This window comes from Proteus penneri, from assembly GCF_022369495.1.
In the GTDB taxonomy this organism is placed as follows: Bacteria; Pseudomonadota; Gammaproteobacteria; order Enterobacterales; family Enterobacteriaceae; genus Proteus; species Proteus penneri.
Map to the genome: position 1 here is coordinate 2,057,432 of NZ_CP059690.1, position 25,051 is coordinate 2,082,482.

At 38.4% G+C, this 25,051-nt stretch carries 23 protein-coding genes; 4 read left to right on the forward strand and 19 right to left on the reverse strand.

Translation table 11 applies throughout. From position 1 onward, the window contains the following. Positions 1-44 precede the first annotated feature (44 nt). The 8 genes from dedD to H1225_RS09415 form a co-directional block, all read right to left on the reverse strand. Entirely contained in the window at positions 45-695 is a 651-nt protein-coding gene (gene dedD, locus H1225_RS09380) for a cell division protein DedD (RefSeq protein ID WP_239739089.1), read from the reverse strand. Next, positions 685-1,983, reverse strand: coding sequence for a bifunctional tetrahydrofolate synthase/dihydrofolate synthase (gene folC / locus H1225_RS09385; protein WP_239739090.1), 1,299 nt, complete (start codon positions 1,981-1,983; stop codon positions 685-687). Before folC ends, dedD begins: the two co-directional genes overlap by 11 nt. Beyond that, positions 1,976-2,938 carry an acetyl-CoA carboxylase, carboxyltransferase subunit beta gene (accD, locus tag H1225_RS09390; protein WP_072063195.1) on the reverse strand — a complete coding sequence of 321 codons (963 nt, stop codon included), beginning with the start codon at positions 2,936-2,938 and terminating at the stop codon, positions 1,976-1,978. Before accD ends, folC begins: the two co-directional genes overlap by 8 nt. A gap of 169 nt (positions 2,939-3,107) precedes the next feature. Beyond that, positions 3,108-3,809 (reverse strand): DedA family protein, encoded by a 702-nt coding sequence (locus tag H1225_RS09395; RefSeq protein ID WP_109399883.1) that lies wholly within the window; start codon positions 3,807-3,809, stop codon positions 3,108-3,110. Between the two features lie 24 nt (positions 3,810-3,833). Then, positions 3,834-4,718: a tRNA pseudouridine(38-40) synthase TruA gene (gene truA, locus H1225_RS09400; RefSeq protein WP_239739091.1), complete on the reverse strand. Its 885-nt coding sequence runs from the start codon at positions 4,716-4,718 to the stop codon at positions 3,834-3,836. Beyond that, entirely contained in the window at positions 4,718-5,728 is a 1,011-nt protein-coding gene (locus tag H1225_RS09405; protein WP_239739092.1) for an aspartate-semialdehyde dehydrogenase, read from the reverse strand. The genes truA and H1225_RS09405 overlap by 1 nt, the downstream gene beginning before the upstream one ends. 44 nt (positions 5,729-5,772) lie before the next feature. Further along, positions 5,773-6,915 carry a 4-phosphoerythronate dehydrogenase PdxB gene (pdxB, locus tag H1225_RS09410; protein ID WP_239739093.1) on the reverse strand — a complete coding sequence of 381 codons (1,143 nt, stop codon included), beginning with the start codon at positions 6,913-6,915 and terminating at the stop codon, positions 5,773-5,775. A gap of 149 nt (positions 6,916-7,064) precedes the next feature. Continuing rightward, positions 7,065-7,847 carry an AraC family transcriptional regulator gene (locus tag H1225_RS09415; protein WP_072063200.1) on the reverse strand — a complete coding sequence of 261 codons (783 nt, stop codon included), beginning with the start codon at positions 7,845-7,847 and terminating at the stop codon, positions 7,065-7,067. A 121-nt stretch (positions 7,848-7,968) separates the two neighbouring features. Here H1225_RS09415 and H1225_RS09420 point away from each other — a divergent pair, with 121 nt between their 5' ends. Further along, complete coding sequence (locus H1225_RS09420) at positions 7,969-8,889, forward strand: DMT family transporter (RefSeq protein ID WP_161724912.1); 921 nt, start codon at positions 7,969-7,971, stop codon at positions 8,887-8,889. 561 nt (positions 8,890-9,450) lie between these two features. Here H1225_RS09420 and fabB read toward each other — a convergent pair. Continuing rightward, on the reverse strand, positions 9,451-10,662 hold the full coding sequence (fabB, locus tag H1225_RS09425; RefSeq protein ID WP_006533354.1) for a beta-ketoacyl-ACP synthase I: 1,212 nt from the start codon (positions 10,660-10,662) through the stop codon (positions 9,451-9,453). A 205-nt stretch (positions 10,663-10,867) separates the two neighbouring features. On the opposite strand from fabB, the gene mnmC reads away from it, so the two are divergent. Continuing rightward, complete coding sequence (gene mnmC, locus H1225_RS09430; protein ID WP_109399881.1) at positions 10,868-12,916, forward strand: bifunctional tRNA (5-methylaminomethyl-2-thiouridine)(34)-methyltransferase MnmC2/FAD-dependent 5-carboxymethylaminomethyl-2-thiouridine(34) oxidoreductase MnmC1; 2,049 nt, start codon at positions 10,868-10,870, stop codon at positions 12,914-12,916. Between the two features lie 95 nt (positions 12,917-13,011). On the opposite strand, the gene H1225_RS09435 is transcribed toward mnmC, so the two are convergent. The 7 genes from H1225_RS09435 to prmB form a co-directional block, all read right to left on the reverse strand. Further along, positions 13,012-13,560 (reverse strand): GNAT family N-acetyltransferase, encoded by a 549-nt coding sequence (locus tag H1225_RS09435; protein WP_161669936.1) that lies wholly within the window; start codon positions 13,558-13,560, stop codon positions 13,012-13,014. 109 nt (positions 13,561-13,669) lie between these two features. Continuing rightward, positions 13,670-14,566: a hypothetical protein gene (locus H1225_RS09440; protein ID WP_006533358.1), complete on the reverse strand. Its 897-nt coding sequence runs from the start codon at positions 14,564-14,566 to the stop codon at positions 13,670-13,672. A 327-nt stretch (positions 14,567-14,893) separates the two neighbouring features. Then, the gene (locus H1225_RS09445; RefSeq protein ID WP_006533359.1) at positions 14,894-15,166 is read right to left on the reverse strand and encodes a YfcL family protein; all 273 of its coding nucleotides are present in this window, start codon (positions 15,164-15,166) and stop codon (positions 14,894-14,896) included. A 153-nt stretch (positions 15,167-15,319) separates the two neighbouring features. Next, positions 15,320-15,874, reverse strand: coding sequence for an elongation factor P hydroxylase (locus H1225_RS09450; RefSeq protein ID WP_239739094.1), 555 nt, complete (start codon positions 15,872-15,874; stop codon positions 15,320-15,322). Positions 15,875-15,891: 17 nt separating this feature from the next. Further along, a complete protein-coding gene (locus H1225_RS09455; RefSeq protein ID WP_072063206.1) occupies positions 15,892-16,692 on the reverse strand; it encodes a sulfite exporter TauE/SafE family protein in 801 nt (266 codons plus the stop codon). A 172-nt stretch (positions 16,693-16,864) separates the two neighbouring features. Continuing rightward, entirely contained in the window at positions 16,865-17,950 is a 1,086-nt protein-coding gene (gene aroC / locus H1225_RS09460; protein WP_072063207.1) for a chorismate synthase, read from the reverse strand. Positions 17,951-18,034: 84 nt separating this feature from the next. Beyond that, positions 18,035-18,967: a 50S ribosomal protein L3 N(5)-glutamine methyltransferase gene (gene prmB / locus H1225_RS09465; protein WP_109847233.1), complete on the reverse strand. Its 933-nt coding sequence runs from the start codon at positions 18,965-18,967 to the stop codon at positions 18,035-18,037. A gap of 382 nt (positions 18,968-19,349) precedes the next feature. On the opposite strand from prmB, the gene H1225_RS09470 reads away from it, so the two are divergent. Both H1225_RS09470 and smrB read left to right on the forward strand, forming a co-directional pair. Then, a complete protein-coding gene (locus H1225_RS09470; RefSeq protein ID WP_239739095.1) occupies positions 19,350-19,904 on the forward strand; it encodes a Dps family protein in 555 nt (184 codons plus the stop codon). Positions 19,905-20,055: 151 nt separating this feature from the next. Next, positions 20,056-20,598 (forward strand): endonuclease SmrB, encoded by a 543-nt coding sequence (smrB, locus tag H1225_RS09475; protein ID WP_109399875.1) that lies wholly within the window; start codon positions 20,056-20,058, stop codon positions 20,596-20,598. An 85-nt stretch (positions 20,599-20,683) separates the two neighbouring features. Here the strand turns inward: smrB and sixA are convergent, their stop codons facing one another. From sixA to fadI, 3 genes are all read right to left on the reverse strand, one after another. Beyond that, a complete protein-coding gene (gene sixA / locus H1225_RS09480; RefSeq protein WP_006533371.1) occupies positions 20,684-21,157 on the reverse strand; it encodes a phosphohistidine phosphatase SixA in 474 nt (157 codons plus the stop codon). 386 nt (positions 21,158-21,543) lie between these two features. After that, positions 21,544-23,700, reverse strand: a complete 2,157-nt coding sequence (fadJ, locus tag H1225_RS09485) for a fatty acid oxidation complex subunit alpha FadJ (protein WP_239739096.1) — start codon at positions 23,698-23,700, stop codon at positions 21,544-21,546. Further along, positions 23,700-25,004, reverse strand: coding sequence for an acetyl-CoA C-acyltransferase FadI (fadI, locus tag H1225_RS09490; RefSeq protein ID WP_006533377.1), 1,305 nt, complete (start codon positions 25,002-25,004; stop codon positions 23,700-23,702). Before fadI ends, fadJ begins: the two co-directional genes overlap by 1 nt. Positions 25,005-25,051: the final 47 nt, after the last annotated feature.

Consider the following 25,051-nt stretch of genomic DNA (forward strand, 5'->3'; position numbering starts at 1 on the left):
AACGCTTTGTTACATTACTCATCTGATGACTCGTTTAGAAAAAATTAAGGCTTATATGCCCTTACCTCACCTTGTAAACCCGTAAGCTCTTTTAAATGAGGCAAAATAGCCTGTAATTCTGACTTAGATGCACTAGGGCCAATGTAAATTCGAGTCACTTGTCCTGCAACTGGGCGGGCGGGTATGGTATATACTGGATAACCTGAGAAATGCATTTTCGCAATAATTTCTTCTACCTTCGCCGCATTTTTCAACGCACCTAATTGAACAACCCAAGCTTCGCCTTTCGGTGGCTTAGTTTCTTGCACTGGCGGTGTTGGTGGTTGTACTGGTGGAGTCACCACAGTTGGAGGCTCTGGTGTAGGCGTTGGTTGTTGTGGTGGTTCTACTGGTGTAACAGGTACAACAGCGGGTGATTCAGGTGTTGTAACGGTAGGTTGCTCAACGCCAGTCACTGCTTCAGAAAGCATACCTTCAGATGCACCTTCTGATGGAGTAGAAGGCACAGAGGTTTGCTCTATCGGGGCGATAGATTCTATTTCTTGCTCATCGCCTGGTTTAGGTACTAAAGGAATAGAGGCGAACTGGTCTTCGTTATATTTCTTATCGCCGTCGAGTAGAGCAGGTAAAAAAATAACTCCCACTGCCACCAATACAACGGCACCGACTAAGCGATTTTGAAATTTACTTGCCACCCACACTCTCCTTTTCCAAAAGTTCCATTATATGTGCGACTGTATGAAATGAGCCACAAACCACAACAATATCATTAGGAGCAGCATCAGAGATTGCTTGTTGCCATGCATTTTCAACACTATCGAATACCATTGGCTTATCAAGATGCTGAGCTAACACCTCAGCAGAAGCACCACGAAACTCATTAAGTGGAGCGACATACCAATGATCAGCTAATGGTGTTAAGCACGCTAATGTTCCTGCAATATCTTTATCACCCAGCATACCAACAACAATACGCACCTGAGTATCAGATTTTTGTGGTAATTGTGATAATTTTTCCGCTAAATATCCTGCAGCATGAGGATTATGAGCCACATCAAAGATAACCAGAGGATGTTGCGAAATTACCTGAAAACGCCCCGGTAATTGTGCACGGGACATGCCTTCGACAATACTTTGTTCTGTTATTGCTTGGCTGACTTTGTCATCAGATCTGAGCAAGCAACGAATAACTCCCATCGCTGTCGCCGCATTGGCTAGCGGAATATTAGGGATTGGTAACGCATCAAATTCACAGTCAACACAACGCCAATGCCAGTGCTCACCTTCAATAGCAAAAGACCAATCCGTTCCTCGACGGAAAAGCTTAGCGTGTTTTTCATTGGCAACTTGGGCTATGGAATGAGGCATATCCGGTTCACCCACAACAGCGTAGTGATTAGCACGGAAAATACCGGCTTTCTCGTGACCAATATGTTCTCTATCTGCACCTAACCAATCCGTATGATCGAGTGCAATACTAGTGATAGCCGCAATATCTGCATCAACGATATTCGTTGCATCTAATCGGCCACCTAATCCTACCTCAAGAATAACCACATCAAGTTGCGCTTGTTGAAATAGCTTCAGCGCAGCCAGAGTGCCATATTCAAAAAAAGTCAGCGAAATATCGCCTCTAGCTTGTTCAATTTCTGCAAAAACTTCGCAAAAAGCACCTTCGGAAAGTTCTTTGCCTTGAATACGAACGCGTTCTGTATAACGCACAAGATGAGGGGAACTATAAACGCCGACTTTCAATCCTGATGCCATCAAGATTGATTCGAGCATATGACAGGTTGTGCCTTTTCCATTTGTACCTGAGACAGTGATTACCTTAGGTGCAGGACGTAACACATTTAATATTTTTCCTACCTTGCCTACTCGTTCTAACCCCATATCAATAGCGCTGGAGTGTAAATGTTCAAGATAAGAAAGCCACACCGACAAAGGCGATGTGGCTTTAGGAGCAGTTATGATATTAGACATCTTCTTTTTTATTCGTTTCGATGTTAATTTCTGGCTCGTTATCTGTAGATTCAATTTCATCAGCAATCATTTCTTCACTAATGATTTCATCTTCATCTTCGACTAAATCATACTGAGTCAGCTTAGCCAGTAATTCAGCTAGTTCATCACGCATTTCAGGGCGGCGAATAATCATATCAATCGCCCCTTTTTCTAGTAGGAACTCACTACGTTGGAAACCAGCAGGTAGCTTTTCACGTACTGTTTGCTCAATAACTCGAGGACCTGCAAAACCAATCAGTGCTTTAGGTTCAGCAACATTGATATCACCTAACATCGCTAGACTTGCAGAAACGCCCCCCATTGTAGGGTCAGTCATGACAGAAATATAAGGTAAGCCACGTTCCTGCATTTTTGCTAATGCTGCACTGGTTTTTGCCATTTGCATTAATGACATCAGCGCTTCTTGCATACGAGCGCCACCACTTGCAGAGAAGCAAACTAATGGGCAGTTATCTTCTAGTGCTTGTTCAACAGCACGAACAAAACGCGCCCCTACAACAGAAGCCATTGAACCACCCATAAACGCAAACTCAAAGGATGCAGCAACAACTGGCATCTTTTTTAGCGTTCCTTTCATAACAACTAATGCATCTTTTTCTTGCGTTTGTTTTTGAGCAGCGCTAATTCTGTCTTTATATTTTTTAGAGTCGCGGAATTTCAGAATATCTTTAGGTTCTAATTCGCTACCTAATTCTGTTGTGCTTCCTGTATCAAGGAAAGTCTCAAGGCGACGGCGCGCTGAAATGCGCATATGGTGATCACATTTAGGACAAACCTCTAAATTACGCTCTAATTCTGCGCGATAGAGTACCTGTCCACAGCTATCACATTTAGTCCAAACCCCTTCCGGGATATTGGCTTTACGTGAACTTGTGATAGTGCTTTTATTTAGAATTTTTTCAATCCAGCTCATTAACGGACCTTTTCGTCTGAATCTGACCTTCGCCAGTAAAATTATTGTGAGCGTATCAACCACAATGCACTGGCTGTGTGGTTAGCAAAGTTTATGATGATACCGCTTACTGAATTTCAGCGCATCTCTTTATTATGGCTATTCTACGGCAAAAACTAATGATAACTGCTCAAACCTCTTTGCTATCACTTTCTTTCTTCGCTTTTGCGCTCGCTCTGCGATGGCGTATGATCTCAATGACGCCCGGTAAAATAGAAATAACAATAATGGCAACAATTAGCAATTTTAAGTTCTTTTGAACTATATCTAAGTCACCAAAAAAGTATCCCGCATAAGTAAATAGCAGTACCCATGCAATTGCCCCAGTAACATTATAAAAGGCAAAATGACGATATGACATTTTTCCCATTCCTGCAACGAATGGCGCAAAAGTTCGGATAATCGGCACGAATCTTGCCAAAATAATCGCCTTACCACCATGTTTTTCATAAAAAGCATGGGTCTTATCCAGATATTCACGACGGAAAATACGTGAATTAGGCTTACTAAATAGCTTTTCGCCAAAAAGTCGCCCTATAGAATAGTTTACTGCATCACCTAAAATGGCAGCACAAAGTAGCAGTAAAACCATAATATGGACATTCACATCATTGGTTTCTAATGAAGCTAAAGCGCCAGCAACGAATAATAAGGAGTCTCCAGGTAAGAAAGGTGTTACCACAAGCCCTGTTTCACAAAAAACAATTAGAAACAAAATGGCATAGACCCATGTACCATATTGCGCGACAAGCTCTGCTAAATGCGCATCAATATGTAAAATAAAATCAATTAGAAATTTTATCAGATCAACAAATTGCGTTAATATATCCATAAATCCTCAGAAAACTGGGTGTCTTTATGATTGAGATATCTCAATAGGGTTATCCGCTAAAAATAGTGGGCCCATTGCAGGTTTTGGTAATTCAAAATGATCAGGATAATCCACAGAAACTAAATACAATCCATTCGCTTTAGCTGTTGCAGCGGCTTTAGTTCTGTCTTTTAAGGCTAATAATTCAGCCATCCAAGTAATATCCTGATTGCCACACCCTATTTCTAAAAGGCTGCCAACAATATTTCTCACCATATGATGAACAAACGCATTCGCTTTAATGTCCACAACAACATAGTCACCATATCGAGAAACATTGATATGCATAACGTTACGCCATGGCGTTCGCGATTGACATTGAACGGCTCTAAAAGAGGTAAAATCGTTTTCACCCAGTAAACATTGCGCAGCTTGGTGCATACGCTCAGCATCTAAAGGGTAATGAAAATGCGTCACTCCAGATGATAATATAGCGGGACGATAGCGATGATTAAAAATAACATAGCGATAACGTCTTGCCGTTGCACTAAAGCGAGCATGAAAATCATCAGCAACTGTTTTTACCCAACGTACAGCGATATCCGCAGGTAAATGAGTGTTAACTCCCATTGTCCATGCGGGATCTTTGCGGTGCGCAGTTGTTTCAAAATGGACAACTTGTCCCGTTGCATGTACGCCAGCATCAGTTCTTCCCGCACAAAACACAGATATAGGCTCATTAGCCACTTGTGAAAGTGCTTTTTCTAGCCGTTCTTGTACACTGCGCACTTCATTTTGGCGTTGCCAGCCATAATAGCAACTACCATCATATTCAACGCCTAAAGCAATTTTGATTGTTGTGCTTTCAGAAGTAACCGCTGACTCAGTCAAAGGCTGTTCTGCCACTTCAGCACTCACTTGCGCATTCATTAGTAAAACTGCTCCTGCATTAATTGCTCTGCTACTTCAACAGCCATTAATGCCCCGCCAAAGCGCACGTTATCTGCTACTGACCAAAATTGCAAAGCTTCTTGCATACCATAATCATTACGGAAACAGCCTAAATTCAAACTCACATTACCAGATGCATCAGTGACTTGTGTTGGAAAATCATTTTCATCACTGATATTAAGATCTTCACTTTCTTGTAATGTTTCACGTGCTTCATCACTTCCCATTGGGCGTGAGGTTTCTAATTGTACTGACTGTGCATTACCATAGAAAACAGGCGCTTGCAGTGTAGTCACAGAAATTGGCAAGCCTTCATCTTGTAAAATTTTACGAATTTGATCAACCATACGACGCTCTTCTTGTATAGAACCTTCGTCATCAACCATTAAAGGTAAAATATTAAATGCCAATTGCTTATTAAAACGGCCTAATTCAGGAGGAATACCGTTAAGTAAACGAGCACTTTGCCCTGCGAGTTCATCTACGGCTTGTTTCCCAAAACGAGAAACAGACATTAAGTTAGTCACACTAAGGCGCGTTAAACCCGCAGACTCTGTTAGTGGATTAATGGCACGTAATAATTGGCTCACCATGCTATCAGCAATAGAAACAATATTACGCGTACGATATTCCGCTAGCATTGCACTGTTCACACCAGGAACAACCAATGGCACATCCCAATCCATTGCAAAGATGCCACTACAATCAATAACAATACAGCCAGCATCAGCGGCTTGTTGTGCGTATTGCGCACTGATTTCTGTTGGCGCCGCAAAAAAAGCTAATTGAATATCTGCCCATTCGATATTGTAAATACCTTGAACAGCAACACTTTTACTGTTTACACGCACTGATTTTCCAATACTGTCTTCACTTGCGATTGCCGTCAGTTCACCAATGGGAAATTCACGCTCTTGTAGCAGTTCTAAAATCGCTTCACCAACAGCGCCTGTTGCACCAACAACTGCGATATTCCAACCTTCTCCCATAAGATATCCTCCAATACCATAAATTTTAAAAATAATGTTGTGCTTTATTTGCGTGTCGCACTTTTGTATGTAGCACTAAAACCAATCGCACTTAATGTATTGGCCGTGGTTTGGTTATCACAAATTACATGTAGTGAAGACCATTCACGACGTACAGGATAAAGTTTGCGTAATTTATCAAACTCCCCTTTTATACCTGCTACCTTTCGTAATGGCGCATCATCACGACGCACATCATAAACAAGGTGGATCAGTTGTTTTAAAAGTGTTTGTGTTAACTCACCTTGTATTGAAATTATTGAAATAGTCGGTGCTGGCAACAAGGTTGATAATTCAACTTGTTGAGGCTGTCCAATAAAATCACAGTAAGCCTCAAATACTTGTGTTGTACCGCGTGCTTTGCCTTCTAAGGTATAACCCGCAATATGTGGGGTACCTATATCGACTTTATTTAATAATTCAATAGAAAGATCAGGCTCTGGCTCCCAAACATCTAATACCACACGTAAAGATTTACCTTTCTCGAGTACAGACAATAATGCTTGATTATCAACAACCTCGCCACGACTCGCATTAATTAAAATACGTCCTTCAGGTAATTTTTCGAGGTTGCTCTCATTAATTAAATGATAACTTTTGTATGGACCTGATTTATTGAGAGGTGTATGGAAAGTCAGAATGTCCGCTTTTTCTAATAGCGTTTCCAATGAATGAAATTCTTCATTATCACCATTATCTGCTCTAGGTGGATCGCAAAGTAATACATTGACACCCAATGCACGTAAACGTGTAGCTAACCGTCCACCTACATTTCCCACCCCCACAATACCGACGACTTTATCGGTTAATTGGAAGCCATCTTGCTCTGCTAGCATCATCAGTGCCGAAAACACATATTCAACGACCGCAATAGCATTACAGCCTGGGGCTGATGAAAAACCAATTTGTTGCTGTTCTAACCATGAAATATCGACATGATCGAAACCCGCAGTCGCCGTTCCAACAAATTTCACTGGCTTGCCTGATAATAAGGATTCATTGACTTTAGTAATTGATCTCACCATTAAGGCATCAGAATCATTAAGCTCATCAGTAGGTAATGGGCGCCCAGAAACAGCTTTTACCTCACCTAATTGGCGGAAAAGTTGTTCCGCATAAGGCATATTTTCATCAACCAGAATTTTCACGGTGTTATCTCACTGATTTGGTATTTATGTGTGTAAACAATCAATCGAAAAATAAAATTAAGCGGTCTATTTTGCCACTTATTCACCGCAAAGCCTATTATTGACAGTAAAATCCACCTAGATTTTAAGTAAATAAATGAAAAGAAAGCTTAACAATTAGGTAATCGACGAAAACGTTCGGGTGTTGTACCAGCAAATTGTTGAAACATCGCAATAAAAGAAGATGAAGAGCTATATCCAACATCAAATGCAATTTCATTCACACTTTTCCCTTGCTCTAGTAAAGAAATTGCATGTAAAAAGCGTAGACGTTTACGCCATTCACTAAATGACATACCTAATTCTTGTTGGCAACGGCGAGAGAGTGTTCTTTCTGAGGTATAACGTTTTTTAGCCCATTCTTCTAATGAGGTATTATCCGCTGGATCCTGCTCTAATACAGAAAGTATGGGAGCAAGTAATTTATCTTTAGAAGAGGGTAAGTAAGTATGATGTATTGGCGAAACTTTAAGTTGATCAATCAATACTTGGGCTAAGCGAAAATCTTCTTCTGTTTGTGGTTTACACACACCACGATGAAAGAAGTCGGAAAATATGGTTGAAAAAATAGCACTTAATTGGATCAAACAAGGTTTATCTAATAATCCATCACACCAGCTTGGCGCGATATCTAGCACTTTAAAAGAGAGTGTTTTTTTATTGTAACTAGCGTGCCCTATATTTTTTGGGATCCATACACTAAATTCTGGTGGTGCTAAAAACCGCTGTCCTCCGGCTTCTAAATCCATGACACCAGAGATCACATAAAGTAACTGACCAAAGTCATGCTGATGATAAACAAACTCAGTTTCAGCTAATAGTTGCTCATCACGAAATCGGACTGTATCTGGATCAGACAATAACCATTGCATTTTTTGTTGTTCAATTGTCATCGTTATGTTGTTCTCTTGTCATGTTGTCTTTATTGGCCTATCTGTTGTCTGGTTTTCATTATATATATCTAATCAGACAAGCTTACAATAGCAACCTGGTTTAAAAATAGATGTGAGAACAATGAAAAACGCAATATTTCCGCTTTTAGCGGTACTGATCTGGTCCATTAATGCCGTCGTAAATAAAGCAGCTGCGTCTGTTATCGATCCTGCGGCTATCTCTTTTTATCGTTGGTTTCTCGCCTTTTTAATTATGACACCTTTTTTGATTATGCCAGTTTGGCATCATCGTAAAACCGTCAAACAATATTGGTGGAAATTATTTATTCTTGGTGCATTAGGAATGGTGATGTACCAGAGTTTGGCTTATTATGCTGCACATTATGTTAGCGCAACATTTATGGGGATACTAAATTCTCTTATCCCATTATTAACCGTCATTATTAGTATTTTTGTTTTACGTGTTGTACCTACGGTAGGTATTGTTTTAGGCACTGTGCTTTCAATTAGTGGCTTAGTTTGGCTAATTAGCCGTGGCGAACCCTCTCAGTTACTTTCCCAAGGCTTGGGTTATGGTGAATTGATGATGTTTATAGCTTCGGCGTCATACGCTCTTTATGGTGTATTAACAAAACGATGGTCAATCACACTACCTAACTGGCAATCACTTTATGTGCAAATTGGATTTGGTGTTCTGTTATTATTGCCAAACTTCTTTCTTGCCGAAAGTGTTGCATTAACAAAAGATAATATTGGATTGGTTATCTTTGCAGGTATCGGAGCTTCTATTCTTGCACCTTATCTGTGGATTTTAGGTGTGATGAAATTAGGTGCAAACACAACCTCTATTTTTATGAACCTAATGCCATTATTTACTGCAATGATTGCTATCGCACTTCTTGGTGAAGAAATGCATAGTTATCACTTAATGGGTGGGGGGATTGTGTTACTAGGTGTGCTCTTAGTGCAACAACTTAGAACACCACTAAATTTCCGACGTCAGTCTGCTCAAAAAAAAGCAGATTGTCATCAGGAGATGTGAGTCAATGTCAAAAAGACAACAATAAAAAATGCCGGCTAAATTCTTAGCCGGTCACATTCATAATGTTCGGTTTAATAAATAAAACTGACACAAGAAATCAAAGTATAAAATATAAAGTAATACAAGTATCCGTAGCAAACATTACCAACTTTTATATTAAATAGCTTCTACTTATTCATAATAAAATAATCCAGATCAATTTTTTACAGCTCTTTTTGTCCTATTAGCCCTTTCTATTAACCTAACTTCATATAAAACAAAACATTTAGTGATTTTAGTTACAATAAAATCAAACGATTGAAATAAAACACAATTGACTTTATTTAATCATTTAAAACAATTAGTTATAAAAAACCATCTATTTTTTAGAATAATAAAAATAAGTAACTATTAGAAAGGCTTTTTAAAGATTATTTATATAATCTTTTTTAAATATTTTTTTATGCGAAAAGTATCTTTATTAGAATAATAATTTATTTTAACTTGTGATTTTAAAATAAAAAGGCAGACTCCATTAAAATGAAGCCTGCTTTTTTAATAAGAAAGTATAAGTATAACCAACTAATTTTTATATTTACTCATGACTAATGAAGCATTAGTACCACCAAAACCAAAGCTATTTGACATTACAGTCTCCAACTTCTGTTCTGTTGGCTGAGTAATGATATTCATACCTTGTGCTTTATCGTCTAATTCTTCAATATTAATGCTTGGTGCAATAAAACCGTGCTCTAACATCAATAAGCTATAAATTGCTTCATGTACACCAGCCGCACCTAATGAGTGGCCAGTCATCGCTTTAGTGGCTGAAATAGCTGGTGTATGTGTACCAAATACTTCAGTGATAGCTTCCAACTCTTTTAAATCACCCACTGGCGTTGAAGTACCATGGGTATTGATGTAATCAACTTTCTCAACATCTTGCATTGCCATTTGCATACAACGCACAGCACCTTCACCTGAAGGAGCAACCATATCTGCACCATCGGAAGTTGCACCATAACCCACAACTTCAGCATAAATATGTGCGCCACGCGCTAATGCGTGCTCTAACTCTTCAACAACCACAATACCGCCACCACCAGCGATAACAAAACCATCACGGTTTTTATCGTAAGTACGGGAAGCTTTACTTGGTGTGTCGTTATATTTGGTTGAAAGTGCGCCCATTGCGTCAAATTCGCAGGTCATTTCCCAACTTAACTCTTCGCCACCACCTGCAAACACAACGTCTTGTTTGCCTAATTGGATAAGCTCAACGGCATGACCAATACAGTGTGCTGATGTTGAACATGCAGAACTGATTGAATAGTTAACACCTTTAATTTTAAAAGGTGTTGCTAAACACGCTGAAACACCCGATGCCATTGCACGAGTCACCATATAAGGACCTACGCCACGTAGACCTTTTGCTCTCATGCCATCAGAACCTTGAACCTGATTACGTGGAGAACCACCACCAGACCCTACGACTAAACCTGAACGAATATTAGAAACTTGGTCTTCACTCAGACCTGAATCTGCTATCGCTTCTTGCATAGATAAATAGGCATAAACCGATGCGTCGCTCATAAAACGGCGGATTTTACGGTCAATAAGACCTTCAGTATCAAGCTTAACGTTGCCCCAAATGTGGCTACGAAGCCCCATCTCTTTAAATTCTTCTGAGAAAGTTATCCCGGAACGACCTTCTTTTAAAGAATCCAGCACTTCTTTCTGGTTATTACCAATGCTCGAAACAATACCCAGACCCGTGATCACTGCGCGCTTCATTCATACCTCTTTACAATAATAGTTGTAGCTGCGGGATTTCTGAGTAGCACTTTAGCGTACAGTTGTACGCCGAACAAGTCCGATCAGGATCTTTTTTACAAAAATAGAGATAGGCTGATAAAACACTTTTCCCTTTAAGGCTGGTACAGACTACCTAACGGCGCTAAGATATCTGTTAATTTTTTCGAGAAATACAGGCAGTTCCGTGAATAATAGCCCGATAAATACCGCGTCTTTAAGTTGGAATGAACTTGGTACACCTATCTCTGAGCAATTTGGCGATATTTACTTTTCAAACCAAGACGGTCTAGAAGAAACTCGACATGTGTTCTTACATGGAAATCATTTTCCATCACGTTTCGGTACACATGTACGCTCTGAATGTATTATCGCAGAAACAGGTTTTGGTACTGGGCTTAATTTTTTAACACTATGGCAAGCTTTCGAGCAATTTAGACAAGCATCGCCTGACTCTTGTTTAAAACGTCTTCATTATGTAAGTTTTGAGAAATTTCCTCTTACAAAAAGTGACTTACAATCTGCGCATGGTCATTGGCCTGAACTCGAAAAATATTCACAAGCGCTTTGTTCTCAATGGCCATTAGCTATTGCGGGTTGCCACCGCATTATCCTTGCTGATGGGACAATTACACTGGATTTATGGTTTGGTGATATCAACATCTTGTTACCGCAAACTCGCCAAGCATTACATAACAAAGTGGATGCATGGTTCTTAGATGGTTTTGCTCCTTCGAAAAACCCACAGATGTGGAGTGAAACGCTCTTCCAATCAATGGCTGACTCAATGAGAGAAAACGGCACATTTGCAACATTTACCGCTGCCGGGATTGTCAAACGAGGTTTACAACGTGTTGGTTTTGAGATAACTAAAATCAAAGGATTTGGGCAAAAAAGAGAGATGCTGACAGGTGTATTCCCTCATTCTCCCACCCCTGAATATCTACCTTATTATGCACGGCCTCATGCAACACAAGCACAAGATATCGCTATTATAGGCGGGGGTATTGCTAGCACCTTTATCGCACTTTCTTGCTTAAGAAGAGGCGCCAATGTCACCTTATATTGTGAAGATAAACAACCTGCAACTAATGCCTCAGGCAATCGACAAGGCGTGTTATATCCATTACTCAATGGCAAATCCGATGAACTAGAGCAATTTTTTACAACCGCATTTCTATTCGCTCATCGCACTTATGACAATCTGAGTAAAGCAGGCATTCCTTTTTCACATCAATGGTCTGGTGTTGCTCAGGTTATTTATAACGAGAAAGTTCGTAAAAAAGCACAGAGAATTATGGATAATTCCATACCTTTTGCTCAAATAGCGTGTTACCTCAATGAAGATGAAGTTAATAAAATCAGCGGAATAGATATTAATTGTGATGCATTGTTTTATCCACAAGCCGGCTGGCTTTCCCCGACTGAGCTCACAATCAATACATTAAAATATGCTGAAAAATTAGGCTTAACGTTGCGCTTTAATCATCAAGTCACTCAAATAAGTGCACAGGATACATCTTGGTGCTTAGATGTTGTTCATCATGATGGAGAGAGTACGATACATCTTCAATCACAACATGATTGCGTTATTTTGGCAAATGGCCATAGAATTATAGACTTTACTCAAAGTGCCAAATTACCCATTAGCGCAGTCAGAGGCCAAGTTAGTCATATTCCAACAACAAAAACATTATCAAAGCTAAAAACCGTTCTTTGTTATGATGGCTATTTTACACCGGTTGATAACCAAGATAATTTGCATTGTGTAGGGGCAAGCTTTCGTCGCGATCGCTTAGATTTAGCTATCTCAACTCAAGAGCAAGAAAACAACCAAGCTCATCTTATACAGTGTTTAGCCAAAGCACCTTGGGTTAAAGAAGTTGATTTTAGCCAAAATAAAGCGCGAATAGGTATTCGTTGTACTATTCGCGATCACCTACCGTTATTAGGTGAAGTGCCTGATTTTGAAAAATTGCGAGTAGCATACACGCATTTAGATAGATTTAAGCGTAGAAGACAAACTCCCGCTTTAGCGCCTGCTTATCATCAACTTTATATTATCAGTGCATTAGGCTCTCGTGGATTATGTTCAGCACCTTTATCCGCCGAAATTCTTGCAAGCCAAATTTTTGATGAACCTTTTCCAGTTGAAGATAATGTGTTGAATGCCTTACACCCTAATCGTTTTTGGGTAAGAGCATTACTGCGAGGAAAATCAATTGAAGTGAAATAAAGGTATAAGCAGCCGACCTTGGTTGCTTAGCTCGCATATTTTTACTTTTTACTCCACTCATTGTGAGATCCGACATCATCGCATCAAAAGAGAAACTAAACCTCAAACTTCATTGCACAGCGCATTTCTTTTACAAAACCCCCACTTTCAACTTCATCATCTAAGATTTCTTGCAAAGAATGAGGAATTTCGTTTTCAGGTAAAATAGAAAAACCTAAACGTTGATAATACGGTGCATTCCAAGGAACATGGCGAAATGTTGTCAACGTAACAGCATCAAACTTATGTAGTTTGGCTTCATCTTTTACTTTTTGAATAAGTAATTTACCAATTCCTCTATTTTGCCAGTCGTGACTCACTGAGAGTTCATGAATAAATAAACTTTCTGGTAATGGCTTCGTCATAATAAAACCGACGGGATCATTCTCACTATTAACAGCTACCCAATGCCCTTTATGGTTAATAAAGAGTAAATGTTTTTCAACGCTTTGTACGCCACTTTCGCTTATCCAACTTAAATCTTCTAAGGTGCTAAATAATTGCCCTGCTGATTGCTCGATAATAGGTAATTTAATTGCATCATCAATTTGTGTGGGGCGAAGAGTAATATCGTTATTTTTTATTTTGGTTTGTGTTGTTGTCATAGAGATTTCCAGTGATGTTCTTATTCTTTAGTGAATTAAATACGTTAAAAAAGCCACCCGATTGGATGGCTTATAATTGCATTGGATAGCTTTTTACTCTTTGAATACCTTACTTTTTAGGTAATATACCGTAAGATTGAAATTTACCACTCTCTTCCATAAAATGGTTGTAATACTTGTTGTCTTCTACCGAGTCTTTCACCACTCTATTAGCATACGTGCTAGAGACAGCAAGTGTCGCCTTATAAAGTTTATCTTTTAATGCGTTATGGATCTTTGGATCATCACTTTCTTGAATTTGATTTAATAATGACACTAGCTCTTCTGCATCGGCTTGAATATCAGGATCAGTAAATTCTGCTGTCGGTAACATATAGTCTAAATCAAGGTTAACAGAATCGTTATACTCATCTTCTTGAGTAAACGGAGCTAAATCTTTACTGTATTCCGCTGAAATATATTTAACAAATTCAGGTTTATCAAAGCATTTATTTTTTATACTACCGTCATTATTTTTATTACGAGTACGGATCTCATTAGGAAATGGCTCACCTAAAGCATAAGTACACTGAAAAACATTACCGTCAATTAATGTGGCATTAGTGCTACGCACTGGAAGTTCAAATTCATAGCCATTAATAATAACGGGGTAATCAACAGGTTTAAATTGGTTTGTTTTTCCCTTTACGGCATAAACTTCAGAAAGGGTGTAATACATGAAATTATCAGGATTTAATATGCCACCGTTATTATGATCATAAACCATAAATCGAGCATTATTACCGGCGCTATCTGTTAAATTATGTTCACCTGGAGACAGCGTTATGTAACCATTTTTACCCGGCTCAACCTGATATTCTTTACCATCAACGTTAAAACTAATGACTTTCTCGCTTGGATTACTGTAATAAAACTTATTCTTTTTATTATCTAAATCAAATTGATCACAAGCAGATAAAAATAAAACAGCACTAGTCAGTAGGCCTATTTTAAAGAAATTTTTCATCGTATCGTTATCCTTATCATAAATATTCTATGCAAATCATTTGCATCCCGAGAAACATTCCTAAAAAACATTTAAAAGTAATTTTACAGAAATGGCAAGGAGTTACAAAAGATAGCACTATTATGCTTAATCAATGAGAGATACATCGACTTTGAAAAATCAAATAAAAACAATTGATAAATAGTGAGGATCAATTTTTGTATAAAAACCAGTCTAATTCAACAGCAAATATCCTAAATATAACTTAAGTGTCATTATTTTAATGAGATTTTAAGAAAGAAAAAACAACCGATTTATGCCGGTTGTTCTCTTAATCGACATGCCAAATTAATTAATTGAGTTAACTAAATCATGCCATGTAGATAAAACTAACGCTTGATCTGGAGGTGAAAGTTCACCTGCTTTTATCGCCTTTTGAATGCTCTCTTCTACACGCGCTCTTAACGCTTCTAACTGTGTGTTATTTTCTTGCTCTAGTTCAGCAATAGCTAGTGTAATATGACCTTGTAAATACCCACCTGCAAATAACTCATCGTCAGTGGCATGTTCAACACGGCTATCAATTTTATCTAATAAGTACGCTTCATACTCAGAAAGCATTATTTATCCTCAATATATAATGTTGCTATCTTTTATATTTACCTTGTATTAGCAAAGCATAAATACGTGTGTTCCAGCAACCTTACTACTTCAGACTCCACCCTATTGGGTAAAACCTTCACAGTGGATAGGCGATAGTTATTCTCGCAATCCTTAATTAACTAAAGGATTTTCCTGATAAGGAAACATCTCTTCCGTTAGCTCTGGGGTATTGTAAAACAAATGTAACGCATTAATAAATAGCTGTGCACGAGGTGGTGTGTTTTTGTCTCGTAAATAAGCGAGAACTTGTTCTCTCACTTTATTTCTAAATTCATAACGATCAGGTTCAAAGTTACCTTCTAAATTGTCACAACTAACATTAAAAGGATAACCAGCAGCTTGGCAGAATAACCAATCTAATGCTTGAGGTTTGATTTCTACAACTTCGAACTGTCTTTGAGTAGTTTCATCTCGTCCATCTGGGGAATACCAGTAACCATAATCAACTTGTTGCCGACGAGCCTCTCCGGCGATACACCAATGCGATATTTCATGTAATGCGCTGGCATAAAAACCATGAGCAAAAATAATTTGATGATAAGGTGTCTCTTCATTTGCTGGCAAATAAATTGGCTCATCATCCCCTTTAACTAAACGGGTTTGGAAACTTTCGCTAAAACATTGATTAAAGATATCAATTAACTGTTGATAATGATGTGCTGACATTTAAAAACCATTTATTCCTAATTAAAAAGTGCAGAGAACCAAAGTGCAATAGTATCACCATGATTGTCATTAATGAGTTTGATGCTCATCAAAAAGGAGATAATGACCAACATAGGTCTTATTAATTTTTGCCCTTTTGTTAAGACTAAACCTGCACCTAAGCGAGCACCAATAAACTGCCCACAAAGCATAACTAAACCAATAGTCCAAATAACCTGCCCACCAATAATAAAAAACAGTAAAGAGCCAAAATTAGAGGTGAAATTGAGTAATTTAGCATGAGCTGTTGCTTTTGAAAGATTATATCCAAGTAACATGACATAACCTAAAGCGAAAAAAGAACCTGTACCCGGCCCAAAAATACCATCATAAAAACCGACACCGCCGCCTAATATTGCACCAAAAGTATAATAGCCAATACGTTGTTTACTGTCTTGAGCACCGATTGATGGAGTAAGAAGAAAATAGAAACCGATAGCGATGGTAAGAATAGGAAGTGCTTGTTTAAGAATTTCTGGATTAATAAACTGTACCAACATGGCACCAGAAACAGCACCAATAAACGTCATTAAAATGGCAAATCGCTGCGCTCTTAAATCAATCACTTTTCGACGTATAAAGTAGAGCGTAGCCGAAAATGAACCACCTACTGATTGCAGTTTATTTGTTGCAAGAGCCTGAACAGGCGAGATCCCAGCGGATAACAAAGCTGGAATAGTGATTAATCCACCACCACCAGCAATTGAATCAATAAAACCTGCGATTAAAGCCACCAAAAAGAGAAGAAGGTAGATGCCATCTGAAAAGAGCCAATCCATTTATCTATCCGAATTATTAGGAATGAATGAAGGACGTGTTGCTGTGTTTATCTCATTTATTTAAAAAAGCCACAACAACACGATCTGAGCATAATAAAATTAGGCGCTCACACCTTTAAAGCTAACATCAAACTTACAACAGTTTGTCGACTTCGTTATTGACTTAGAATGATTACCATTGCATTAGCGGAGGTACAACGTCACCACATTGCCCACGTTGGCGCAATGCATGATCGAGTAAGACAATTGCCATCATTGCTTCTGCAATAGGGATAGCGCGTATTCCCACACAAGGATCGTGACGACCTTTGGTTATCATATCAACTTCTTCACCATCACGATTAATCGTTTTACCTGCAATAGTAATACTAGACGTTGGTTTTAAAGCAATATGAGCGACAATTGGCTGACCACTGCTAATTCCACCTAAAATGCCACCTGCATGATTACTGGTAAAACCATTCTTAGTGAGTTCATCTCTATTTTCAGTGCCTTTTAATGTTACAACACCGAAACCATCACCAATTTCAATTCCTTTAACAGCATTGATACTCATTAATGCGTGCGCTAAATCTGCATCTAGTCTGTCAAAAACAGGTTCACCCAATCCTACTGGCACCCCTTCTGCCACCACAGTCACTTTTGCACCAATCGAGTTGCCCTCTTTTTTCAATGCGCGCATATATTCATCTAGCGCATCTAAACGCGAAGGATCAGGACAGAAAAATGGATTACTTTCGACAATAGACCAATCAACAAGCTCACACGTAATTGGCCCTAATTGAGATAGGTAACCTCGAACTTCGATACCCAATTTCTCTTTTAGATATTTTTTTGCAATTGCGCCAGCGGCAACACGCATTGCTGTCTCACGAGCAGAAGAGCGTCCACCACCACGATAATCACGTAAACCATATTTTTGTTCGTAGGTATAATCAGCATGACCAGGGCGAAAAACATCTTTGATTTCACTGTAATCTTGAGAACGTTGATCCGTGTTTTCAATCAGTAAACCAATGCTTGTTCCTGTTGTAACACCATTGAATACACCTGATAAAATACGAACTTGATCAGGTTCACGGCGTTGCGTGGTATAACGTGATGTTCCGGGTCTACGTCTATCTAAATCAACTTGTAAGTCGGCTTCAGTTAAAGGTAATCCAGGAGGTACACCATCAACAATGCAACCTAATGCAATACCATGAGACTCACCAAAAGTTGTGACTCTGAATAATTGTCCGATACTGTTTCCTGCCATCCCTTTATTCCTATCTTTTACTGTGTGATGTTATCAATATGTTATTTTCAATAAATAACAATCTACCGTCTCATTACTGTTACATCAACGTTTATCAATAGAAAAACATGCTGAATATTCGACGAGCTGTTCACGAGTCAGCATAAAGACACCGATTCCACCATTTTCAAACTCAAGCCATGTAAATGGAACCTCGGGGAATTGCTCTATAAGGTGAACCATACTATTACCCACTTCACACACTAAAATACCTTTTTCACTCAGATATTCAGGGGCTTTTAGTAAAATTTGTCTTGTAATGTCTAGGCCATCAATACCCGAAGCTAATGCTAATTCAGGTTCAACTTGGTATTCATCAGGTAAATCACCCATATCTTCGATATCAACATACGGAGGATTTGTCACAATAATATCGTAAGGCGTTGGGACAAGAGCGTTAAATAAATCTGATTGCATTGGATAAACACGATGCACTAACCCGTGGTTTTCGATATTAAATTCAGCTACTTCCAGTGCATCTCCAGAAATATCAACTGCATCGACTTCCGCCTCTTCAAACTCATGAGCACAAGCAATCGCAATACAGCCACTACCCGTGCATAAGTCGAGAATACGTGTTGGCTCTTGCTGAATTAAACCATCAAAATGGTTATTGATTAGTTCACCAATAGGAGAGCGAGGGATAAGAACACGTTCATCAACATAAAATTCGTGACCACAGAACCAAGCGCTATGAGTTAAATAAGGAACAGGGATCTTTTGCTCAATTCGGCTTTCAATAAGTGTAATGATTTCCATTTTTTCAGAAGTTGTTAATTTAGTCGATAACAGCACATCTGGAATATCTAAAGGAAGTGCAATAGTTGGCAATACAAGCTGCAATGCTTCATCCCATGCGTTATCTGTGCCATGACCATAATAAATGTCAGATGAATTAAACTGACTCATAGCCCAACGTAGCATATCTAGGATCGTGCTTAAATCAGCAACTGCTTCCTCTTTTAGTGTTATATCCAAAATGGTTGTCCTCTGAAGAAATAGAAAGTCTGTAGTTTGCCATGAAGATAATGATAAATCAGCGCTAAGAAATAAAAAAAGGAAACATTACTAAATAATTCTCTCATCCCCCAATACTACAAAAGGACATCTAAATAAAGTCATATAAACTAAATTAAAACAACTAAACGAAATTAAAAATTAACAAACTATAAAAACAAAGAATATTTGTTTAATTTTTTGACTTTAGCTAGAAATAATGAAAAAAGGGATCATACTTAAAATTATAAATTAATTATTGAGCAGAAAATAAATTACATCAAAAAATATTCATTCTCTACTTGTTATTTTCTTGATTAGGTTGCTCTCTCAATAATCTTTCTTTGATTTTTAGGAGATAAGAATGAGTAATAAAAAATTAACCCAGTCTGAAGTTAATGATGCACATAAACTCCAAACTCGTTCTCTAACAACCCCCACAGACCTAACCCCTAAAGCAACAAAAGAGGTCGGTGCTGCAATGAATGCAATTTTAGCTGATGTTTTTGCATTGTATTTAAAAACAAAAAATTTCCACTGGCACGTAAGTGGCCCTCATTTCCGTGATTACCACCTAATGTTAGATGAGCAAGGTGACCAATTATTTGCAATGACTGATCCTATTGCAGAGCGTGTCCGTAAAATTGGTGGTATGACATTGCGTTCTATTAGTCAGATTTCAAAAATGCAACGTATTAAAGATAATAATGCAGAATTTGTCGAACCTTTAGATATGCTTGCTGAATTATGCCAAGATAACCAATTACTTGCAGCCGAATTAAGAAATGCGCATGTGGTGTGTGATGAAAATAATGATATATCTACTGCAAGTTTAATTGAAAATTGGATTGATGAAACTGAACGTCGTACATGGTTTTTATTTGAAGCCTGCCGACGTGCTGAAACCTCAGGCCATTAATTCATCTATTTGCTAGCTATGTGACTATTTCGGCAGGGTAAATTCCCTGCTTTTTTTATGTTAAATTTATAACCTATACTTTTTTATCTCTGACACTATTTCATGTACTATTGCCTTATAAAAACAGTAACACTATGAAGAATCGTAAAAAATGAATAAAAAATTTTCATTACCACCTTCTGAAATTGAGTTATTTCAGGAGATGATAAAAGGCACTAAGAAATTACCTCAAGATAAAATACTTCATTCACCAAAACGTAAGAAAGTGACACACTACACTGTTGAACGTCTTCAACAAGAACAAGTTGATGCCTCTTATTATTTTTCAGATGAATTTCAACCTAACTTAGCAACAGAAGGCCCAATGCGCTATTTAAGAGAAGGCGCTAATGCTTATGAATTAAAAAAACTACGTCGTGGCGATTATACACCTGAATTTTTTCTAGATTTACATGGATTAACACAGCTAATTGCAAAACAAGAGATTGGCGCATTGATTGCGGCATGTAGACGAGAACATGTTTATTGTGCCTGTATTATGCATGGGCATGGCAAACATATTTTAAAACAGCAAACACCACTTTGGTTAGCGCAACACCCTGATGTTATTGCTTTTCATCAAGCACCAAAAGAATGGGGAGGCGATGCTGCATTATTAGTTTTAGTAGAAAACGACGATCTTGCTCGCCGCTAAACCAAAACTCTATTGCATTAACCCTTAAATCACCTATCGGGTGAAATAAGGTGTTAATTACTTACTCAGCTAATTCATTTAAATTTTATTTCAATGTCGAAGGTGATACTTGCCATAACAACGCCCCTGTACCTTTTGATAAATCAAAATCAACACAAGCAATAGTTGATGTTGAAAACATAGGAGCACATACCGCCGGACAAAGTTCAGCAACAACATAGCCAACCAAAGGTAAGTGAGAAATAACAAGAATATTTTTATATCCTGTATCCCCCAAGGCACGTAAGTAATGTGCAATATGTGAAGGATTTCCTCCGGGGATAAGTCCATCATCAGTTTCTATTTTACTAGGTAGTGCTAAATCGACTTTTACTGCTTCCAATGTCTGTTGAGCACGTAAATAAGGGCTGACTAAAACATAATCGATAGTATGTCCCTGCTTTGTCATCCATTCAGCCATTTTTATTGATTCATTTTTTCCACGATCAGTCAGTGGTCTTAGTGCATCGCTGGCAGCATCAATGGCTGCTTCTCCGTGGCGCATAATAAAAATTTGCATAATAAATTATTAAACCTATTTTATTTTTGTAATTACTGGTATTTACACTTTTAAGATACTTAATTTAAATCAATTTAAATCAATATATCCCCATCTAAAATCTTCAATACCCTAATTGCAATAGCATTATTGATCTTTTTAAGATCATACTGTTGGTTTGCAAATTGACATCATTTTTAGAATCTTATTTTAAAAAGCTTCGTTTTTAAATTTATGTTCGAATAATCATTTTGCCATATCTGGCTATCATTGACACTTTCGACCTCTTTTTCCATTAAAAATTCATCAATTATTAATCTGACGCAAAAACCACAAGAAAAAAGGCGCCTAAGCGCCTCAATCAAAACAAATGTCACAAAAGGAAAAAGCAATGGTAAGCAATGATATTAATCGTAAAAACGTTCATTTCGTTTAGCCATTTCAACTAAACGTTCACAAGGGCGAAATTTTTCTCCATATTTATCGGCAAGTTGATTAAGCTTTTCTGCCACCTTTGTTGTTCCCATACTGTCCATATAACGGAATGGGCCACCAAAAAAAGGAGGGAAACCGATACCAAACACAGCCCCTATATCACCATCTCGTGGTTGCTTTATAATATTTTCATCTAAACAACGAACTGCTTCATTTAACATTAATAATAAACAACGTTCTGTAATTTCAGAGAAAGAGTGTTGTTTTTTAGGCTTAATTTGTAATAGTCGATATATCGTTGGATCAGGCTGTTTTTTGTTTTTACCTAATGAGAAAGGTAATGCATGTTTTGCATAAAGATAAAAACCTCGTCCATTTTTACGGCCTTTTCTATCATCAGCAATAATGGCATCCACAGCAGGAGGAGAAGCAAATCTTTCACCAAATGCATTTACTAATATCGGCGTTATTTTTGTACCGATATCAATACCTACTTCATCTAATAACTGAATAGGCCCTACAGGGAAACCAAACTGAACAAGTGCTTTATCAATATTTTCAATAGGTTCTCCTTGTACTAAGCATGTCAATGCTTCACTAATATAAGGAGCCAGAATACGGTTAACATAGAATCCAGGTTTATCACCAACAACTATTGCAACTTTACCCTGTTTTTTAGCAAAAGCGACTGTTGTAGCAATGGTTTTTTCATCCGTACTTTCATGTGGAATAACTTCAACCAAAGGCATTTTTTCCACTGGACTGAAATAGTGAAGTCCGATCACTTTTTCTGGGTATTTTGCTGTTTCAGCAATTTTATGAATAGGAAGCGAAGAGGTATTTGAAGCAAAAATAATTTTACCTTTACCTACTTCTTCAATATCTGCAACCATCTTTTGTTTTAAAGCCAAATCTTCAAAAACCGCTTCAACAACAATGTTTGATTGATGAAAACCACTGTAATCTAAAGAGCCAGAGAGCAGCCCCATTTGGCGCTGACGTTCGCGTGCAGATAATCTTTTTTTACTCACTTTAGCTGAAAGCGCTTTCCAACTATAATTGAGTGCCTGAGCAATTCCCTTATCGCTGATATCTTTAATTCTTGCTGGTAAATTACCTTTTGTCGCTGTAACAAAGGCAATCCCTCCCCCCATTAATCCACCACCTAAAATACCGATATGGTGTAAATTATCTGGCTTTTCAGATGATCCTGTTTCATTTTTAAGTGCCGTAGAAGCAAAAAAGAGATGCCTTAATGCAGATGAAACTGGAGTCATAGCGAGTTCACCAAACGCATTAGCCTCTTCTTTAAACCCTGTTTGTATATCCTTTTCAAGACCTCGTTCTATAACATGAAGAATACGCTCAGCTGCTGGGTAGTGGCCTTTTGTCTTTGCTAATGTGCGTTTTTTAGCTTGCCCAAACAGTATATTTCTCCCTAAAGTTGTGTTTGCCCAGAAACGATCCATCATCGAATGCTTTCTCTGCTCTTTTTTACCCGATAAAATCCATTTAGCAGCAACTTCTAATAAAATATCTTGTGAAACAACATCATTTACAAGGCCTAATTTTAAGGCTCTTTTCGCATTAACTTGTCTACCCGTTAATATCATATCTAACGCGGATGTCACACCAATAAGACGGGGTAAACGTTGAGTTCCGCCAGAACCCGGCAGTAATCCAAGTTGCACTTCAGGAAGCCCTAAACGCGTTTTGTTATTATCAGAACAAATTCGCCCATGACAAGATAAGGCCAATTCAAGCCCTCCACCAAGACATGCGCCATTGATAGCGGCCACAACAGGTAATGGATAATTTTCGAGTTGGGTAAAAAGGTCTTGCCCTGCTTTTGCGAGTGCACTCGCCTCTTCTTTAGTTTGACAACCCGCAATCATGGAGATATCCGCACCTGCAATAAAATTATCTGCCTTACCTGATGTGATAATTAATCCTTTTACACCAGAATGTTGTTGCGCTTGTTTCAAAACATCTTGGAACTGCTGTACAAATTCTGCTTTTAGTGTATTTACTTTTTCACCAACAACATCAATGGTGATAACACCTACTTTGTCATTACGAACTGAGAATTGAAAAACAGATGATTTTTCTAGTGTTGTTTGTTGTTCCATTATTCCACCTCCAAAATCATCGCTGCACCCAATCCACCCGCTGCGCAAGCAGTGGTCAACCCAAACCCTCCACCTCGTCGTTTAAGCTCATGGAGTGTCTGTGTGACCATTCTTGCACCAGTTGCAGCAAATGGATGTCCATAAGCAATAGAACCACCTAGCACATTAAACTTATCCATATCCACTTCTCCAATCGCCTTGGATAATCCTAGTTGCTCTTTAGCAAACCGTTCACTACCAAACAGTGTCAAATTACTGAGTGTTTGTGCAGCAAAAGCTTCATGCATATCAATTAACGTTAAATCACTTAATGCAAGACCTGCGCGAGAAAGTGCCAGTGGTGTGGCATATGATGGCCCCAATAGCATATCTTTCCAGACATCTGTCGCTGTAAAAGCATAACTGCGCAAATAACCTAAAGGTTGATAGCCAAGACTTTTAGCAACAGATTCTTTCATCATTAATACAGCGGCTGCACCATCGGTTAATGGCGTACTGTTTGCGGCAGTGACACTACCATGGCGGCGATCAAAAGCAGGTTTTAACTTGGCGTAAGAATCAAGAACGGAATTTTTACGAATATTGTTATCTTGATGGAAACCTTCTTTGTAAGGCGGGAAAAAAGCGGTCATCACCTCATTATCTAGTTTTCCCATTTCCCATGCTTTAGTTGCTAATTGATGAGAACGATGCGCTAATTCATCTTGAGCAACTCTGGAAATATGATAAGTCTTTGCCATTTGTTCTGCCGTATCTCCCATACGTAATCCAGTTGAGTATTCAGCAACGGCTGGTGCTACAGGAAGGAGATCACGAAATCGTAATTGGCTTAAATAACTTAATCGTTGACCTAATGATTTGGCTTTATTAAGGCTTAATAAAACATCAGCAAGTTTTTTACTCACACCAATAGGCAACACTGAAGACGAATCTGCACCACCAGCAATACCAACAGATACGTGCCCAGCCATCATACTTTCAGCAATATTAGCTATTGCCTGAAAGCTTGTTGCACATGCTCTTGTTACACTATAAGCATCCGTTTTTACACTTAATCCTGCGCCAAGCACAATTTCTCTGGCAATATTCGGTGCTTCAGGCATTTGAACCACTTGTCCAAAAACAAGTTGATCAATAATTTCAGGAGGAATTTCATTGCGAGTTACTAATTCTTGAACCACTGAACGCCCTAATTCAACCGCAGGTATTCCTCGATACGCAGTCGCTTGTTTAGCAAAAGGTAAGCGTAGCCCGCTGACAATAGCGATGCGATCTTTCATAGCACTGTTCGTTGATGACTTCATAACGGCTCCTGACAAAATGATTTCCTAGCACCAAAGAGGTCTGACCT

What these genes read in the sequence shown, in the direction of transcription:
- folC (WP_239739090.1), bottom strand. Translation starts at nt 1,983, where the DNA reads ATGTCTAATATCATAACTGCTCCTAAAGCCACATCGCCTTTGTCGGTG.
- accD (WP_072063195.1), bottom strand. Translation starts at nt 2,938, where the DNA reads ATGAGCTGGATTGAAAAAATTCTAAATAAAAGCACTATCACAAGTTCA.
- H1225_RS09395 (WP_109399883.1), bottom strand. Translation starts at nt 3,809, where the DNA reads ATGGATATATTAACGCAATTTGTTGATCTGATAAAATTTCTAATTGAT.
- truA (WP_239739091.1), bottom strand. Translation starts at nt 4,718, where the DNA reads ATGAATGCGCAAGTGAGTGCTGAAGTGGCAGAACAGCCTTTGACTGAG.
- H1225_RS09405 (WP_239739092.1), bottom strand. Translation starts at nt 5,728, where the DNA reads ATGGGAGAAGGTTGGAATATCGCAGTTGTTGGTGCAACAGGCGCTGTT.
- H1225_RS09415 (WP_072063200.1), bottom strand. Translation starts at nt 7,847, where the DNA reads ATGACAATTGAACAACAAAAAATGCAATGGTTATTGTCTGATCCAGAT.
- H1225_RS09420 (WP_161724912.1), top strand. Translation starts at nt 7,969, where the DNA reads ATGAAAAACGCAATATTTCCGCTTTTAGCGGTACTGATCTGGTCCATT.
- fabB (WP_006533354.1), bottom strand. Translation starts at nt 10,662, where the DNA reads ATGAAGCGCGCAGTGATCACGGGTCTGGGTATTGTTTCGAGCATTGGT.
- H1225_RS09435 (WP_161669936.1), bottom strand. Translation starts at nt 13,560, where the DNA reads ATGACAACAACACAAACCAAAATAAAAAATAACGATATTACTCTTCGC.
- H1225_RS09440 (WP_006533358.1), bottom strand. Translation starts at nt 14,566, where the DNA reads ATGAAAAATTTCTTTAAAATAGGCCTACTGACTAGTGCTGTTTTATTT.
- H1225_RS09445 (WP_006533359.1), bottom strand. Translation starts at nt 15,166, where the DNA reads ATGCTTTCTGAGTATGAAGCGTACTTATTAGATAAAATTGATAGCCGT.
- H1225_RS09450 (WP_239739094.1), bottom strand. Translation starts at nt 15,874, where the DNA reads ATGTCAGCACATCATTATCAACAGTTAATTGATATCTTTAATCAATGT.
- H1225_RS09455 (WP_072063206.1), bottom strand. Translation starts at nt 16,692, where the DNA reads ATGGATTGGCTCTTTTCAGATGGCATCTACCTTCTTCTCTTTTTGGTG.
- aroC (WP_072063207.1), bottom strand. Translation starts at nt 17,950, where the DNA reads ATGGCAGGAAACAGTATCGGACAATTATTCAGAGTCACAACTTTTGGT.
- H1225_RS09470 (WP_239739095.1), top strand. Translation starts at nt 19,350, where the DNA reads ATGAGTAATAAAAAATTAACCCAGTCTGAAGTTAATGATGCACATAAA.
- smrB (WP_109399875.1), top strand. Translation starts at nt 20,056, where the DNA reads ATGAATAAAAAATTTTCATTACCACCTTCTGAAATTGAGTTATTTCAG.
- sixA (WP_006533371.1), bottom strand. Translation starts at nt 21,157, where the DNA reads ATGCAAATTTTTATTATGCGCCACGGAGAAGCAGCCATTGATGCTGCC.
- fadJ (WP_239739096.1), bottom strand. Translation starts at nt 23,700, where the DNA reads ATGGAACAACAAACAACACTAGAAAAATCATCTGTTTTTCAATTCTCA.
- fadI (WP_006533377.1), bottom strand. Translation starts at nt 25,004, where the DNA reads ATGAAGTCATCAACGAACAGTGCTATGAAAGATCGCATCGCTATTGTC.